This is a genomic window from Streptomyces katrae (genome assembly GCF_000966975.1).
GTDB lineage: Bacteria > Actinomycetota > Actinomycetes > Streptomycetales > Streptomycetaceae > Streptomyces > Streptomyces katrae.
The window spans coordinates 1-3,263 of the sequence record NZ_JZWV01000692.1; the positions used below are offsets into that span (position 1 = coordinate 1).

Sequence of the window (3,263 nt, forward strand, 5' to 3'; positions counted from 1 at the left end):
GGCCACGGCGGTGTCGGCGCGGGAGGCGGCGACGAGGAGGGCGCGGGCGGCGAGGTCGTGGGCGCGGCGGTGCAGCGTGGCGGTGTCGGCGCCGTCGGACAGGGCCGGGTAGGAGACCCGTACCGGCTGGGAGCCGCGCAGGCGGGTCACCTGCTCCGCGATGCGGGCGGCGCCGCCGTCCTCGAGGCCGAGCTCGTCGGTGACCGCGAGCAGGGCCGCGAGGTGGCCGGCGAGCTGGATGTCGAGGGCTTCGCCGCGGCTGCTCTGCGGGTACTGGGGTGCGCTGTGGCTGCCGTCCACGACGTGGACGGCCGACTTGGAGCGGATCGGCTCGTACATGAGGAGGCCTCCTGCGGGGTCAGGAGACCATCCTACCTTGGATCGGTTCTAAAGTTGAGCTGCATCCGGAGTCTGGGACGGCGGCCCCGGCGCCCCCGGCGCCGCCGTCCCTCCCCGTCCGTCCCCGTTTCGTCAGTGCTGGCCGTAGCCGTCCAGGAAGCTGCCGATGCGGGTGACCGCGTCCGCGAGGTCCTTGGCGTTGGGCAGGGTCACGATCCGGAAGTGGTCGGGTTCAGGCCAGTTGAAGCCCGTGCCGTGCACGACCATGATCTTCTCGGCCCGCAGCAGGTCCAGGACCATCTGCCGGTCGTCCTTGATCTTGTAGACGGACGGGTCCAGCTTCGGGAACAGGTACAGCGCGCCCTTCGGCTTCACGCACGTCACGCCCGGGATCTGCGTGAGCAGGTCGTACGCGGTGTCGCGCTGCTCCAGCAGCCGCCCGCCCGGGAGCACCAGGTCCACGATCGACTGCCGGCCGCCCAGCGCGGTGGCCACCGCGTGCTGCGCGGGCATGTTCGCGCACAGGCGCATGTTCGCGAGGATCGTCAGGCCCTCGATGTACGAGGCGGCGTGCTTCTTCGGGCCGCAGACCGCCATCCAGCCGGCCCGGTAACCGGCGACGCGGTAGTTCTTCGACAGGCCGTTGAAGGTGAGCACCAGCAGGTCGGGGGCGATGGTGGCGGTGTTGGTGTGCGTGGCGCCGTCGTAGAGGATCCGGTCGTAGATCTCGTCGGAGCAGACGATCAGGTTGTGCCGGCGCGCGATGTCCGTCAGGCCCCGCAGCATCTCGTCGTCGTAGACGGCGCCGGTCGGGTTGTTCGGGTTGATGATCACGAGCGCCTTGGTGCGGTCGGTGATCTTGCGCTCGATGTCCGCCAGGTCGGGCATCCAGTCGGACTGCTCGTCGCACCGGTAGTGCACGGCCGTGCCGCCCGCCAGGCTGACCGAGGCCGTCCACAGCGGGTAGTCCGGGGCGGGGACCAGTACCTCGTCGCCGTCGTCGAGCAGCGCCTGCATCGACATCTGGATCAGCTCGGAGACGCCGTTGCCGAGGTAGACGTCCTCGACGTCGAGCTCGATGCCCTTGGTCTGGTAGTGCTGCATGACCGCGCGCCTGGCCGACAGCAGGCCCTTCGCGTCCCCGTAGCCGTGGGCGTGGCCCAGGTTGCGGAGCATGTCCTCAAGGATCTCCGGCGGGCAGTCGAAGCCGAAGGCCGCGGGGTTGCCGGTGTTGAGCTTGAGGATGCGATGACCTGCCGCTTCGAGCCGCATCGCCTCTTCGAGGACGGGTCCGCGGATCTCGTAGCAGACATTGGCGAGTTTCGTTGACTGGATCACCTGCATGTCGGGAGCTTACGGGCCTCGCCGTCCCTCCGCTTGGGCATTGCGGCAGGAGGTAGGGGAGGGAATTGCCCGTTTCGTTCAGCGGCTCGAATGATGGACGGGTGCCCTCCGCATCCACCCTTGGAAATGGCGGCCGCCCGCCCCCTGGACCTGCGGATCGAGCGGGCGGGGGCGGGCGGCACCCGGTCCGGTGTTGCGCTCGTCACCCTGCCCTGACGGACGGCGCCGCGGCGGTGACGGCGTACGTGGCCTGGGTGAACCCGCCGTCCAGGGCCTTCGCCGACCGGAGCGTCAGCTCGATGTCCCGGCCGGCGAGCCCGCCGAAGAGCGGGATGCCCTCGCCGATGAGCACGGGGGCGGTGGTGACGGTCAGTTCGTCCAGCAGCCCCTCCCGCAGGAAGGTCTGCACGATCCGGCCGCCGTCCACGTAGACGTTCTCCGCCCCCTCGGCGGTCAGCCAGGCCAGCAGTGCGCCGAGGGAGGGCAGGACGGTGACGCGCGGGTCGTCGGTGGCGAGGGTGCCGCTGAGGACGGCCACGCGCTTGCCCTCGTAGGGCCAGAACCCGAAGGTGAGCACCTTCTCGTAGGTGTTGCGGCCCATCGCCAGGGTGTCGATCCCGGCCATGAACGCCTCGTAGCCGGTGTCGCCGGCCTGCTCGCCCCGGGAGGTGAGCCAGTCGATGTCGCCGTCGGGGCGCGCGATGAACCCGTCGAGGCTCACGCCGACCGTGACGGCGGTGCGGAAGGTGCGGTCGTGGTCGCTCATGCCGTTCCGTTCCCTCTTCTCTGCGGGCTTCTCGGGCTTTAATAAATGGCCGTTCATTTATTAAAGCCGCCGGGGCGGAGCACGGCAAGGGCCATGGCGGGGATCACGGGTCCGACCCCCGGACCCGGATTGACGGACGAGCTGCTTTAGGTGAGCCTTACCTTGCTTTGACGCGGCGGAAGGTGCCGCGCCCCCGCTTATCCGGAGCCACCCCATGTCCTCCCCGGCCGCCAGACTCGCCCCCCGCCCCGTCCGCCTGTACGACTCCTGGTGGACCGTGGCTGCGGGGGCGCTGTGCGCGCTGGTCGTCCTGGCGGCGGGGCTGTGGTGCTCCCTCCACATGCGGACCGACGCGGCCATGCACTCCGCCGCGCTCTTCGCGCACCTGGCCTCCCTGGTGCTCGGCTTCGGCGCGGTGCTCTCCGCCGACTACTACGGCCTGCTGTGGGCCACCGGCCGCTGCACCCTGGACGAGGTGGTCGCCGCGACCTCCCGCCTGCACGTGCCGATCTGGGCCGGCCTGGGCGGGCTCGTGGTCAGCGGGCTGATGCTCCATCCCGACGTGCACTCCCCGCTCACCCTCACCAAGCTCGGCCTGGTCGCCGCCCTCACCGTCAACGGCCTCCAGGCGGGCCTGCTGGCCCGCCGCCTCGAAGCCGCCGAGGGCGGGACCGGCCGCGGCCTGCTGGTCTGGGGCGCGGTCACCGCCCTGGTCTCCCAGGCCTGCTGGTGGGGCGCGGTCGTCATCGGCTTCCTCAACACCAACGGCTGACGTGACATCCCGGGCGGCGGCGCGGACCCCCGCCCGGCCCGC

Annotated in this window: 4 protein-coding genes; 1 reads left to right on the forward strand and 3 read right to left on the reverse strand. The window is 70.9% G+C overall.

The window, feature by feature from the left end; genetic code table 11:
- The 3 genes from VR44_RS24095 to VR44_RS24105 all read right to left on the reverse strand — a co-directional run.
- Positions 1-339: SCO4983 family protein (locus VR44_RS24095; protein ID WP_045949674.1), on the reverse strand; the 339-nt coding region annotated here is incomplete at its 3' end.
- Between the two features lie 132 nt (positions 340-471).
- Entirely contained in the window at positions 472-1,683 is a 1,212-nt protein-coding gene (locus VR44_RS24100; protein ID WP_045949675.1) for a pyridoxal phosphate-dependent aminotransferase, read from the reverse strand.
- Positions 1,684-1,885: 202 nt separating this feature from the next.
- Positions 1,886-2,449 carry a dihydrofolate reductase family protein gene (locus tag VR44_RS24105; protein ID WP_045949676.1) on the reverse strand — a complete coding sequence of 188 codons (564 nt, stop codon included), beginning with the start codon at positions 2,447-2,449 and terminating at the stop codon, positions 1,886-1,888.
- Between the two features lie 214 nt (positions 2,450-2,663).
- Between VR44_RS24105 and VR44_RS24110 the strand changes: the two genes are divergently transcribed.
- A complete protein-coding gene (locus tag VR44_RS24110; protein ID WP_211275116.1) occupies positions 2,664-3,221 on the forward strand; it encodes a hypothetical protein in 558 nt (185 codons plus the stop codon).
- Positions 3,222-3,263: the final 42 nt, after the last annotated feature.

Coding starts and splice junctions, on each gene's coding strand:
- VR44_RS24100 (WP_045949675.1), bottom strand. CDS start 1,683: ATGCAGGTGATCCAGTCAACGAAACTCGCCAATGTCTGCTACGAGATC.
- VR44_RS24105 (WP_045949676.1), bottom strand. CDS start 2,449: ATGAGCGACCACGACCGCACCTTCCGCACCGCCGTCACGGTCGGCGTG.
- VR44_RS24110 (WP_211275116.1), top strand. CDS start 2,664: ATGTCCTCCCCGGCCGCCAGACTCGCCCCCCGCCCCGTCCGCCTGTAC.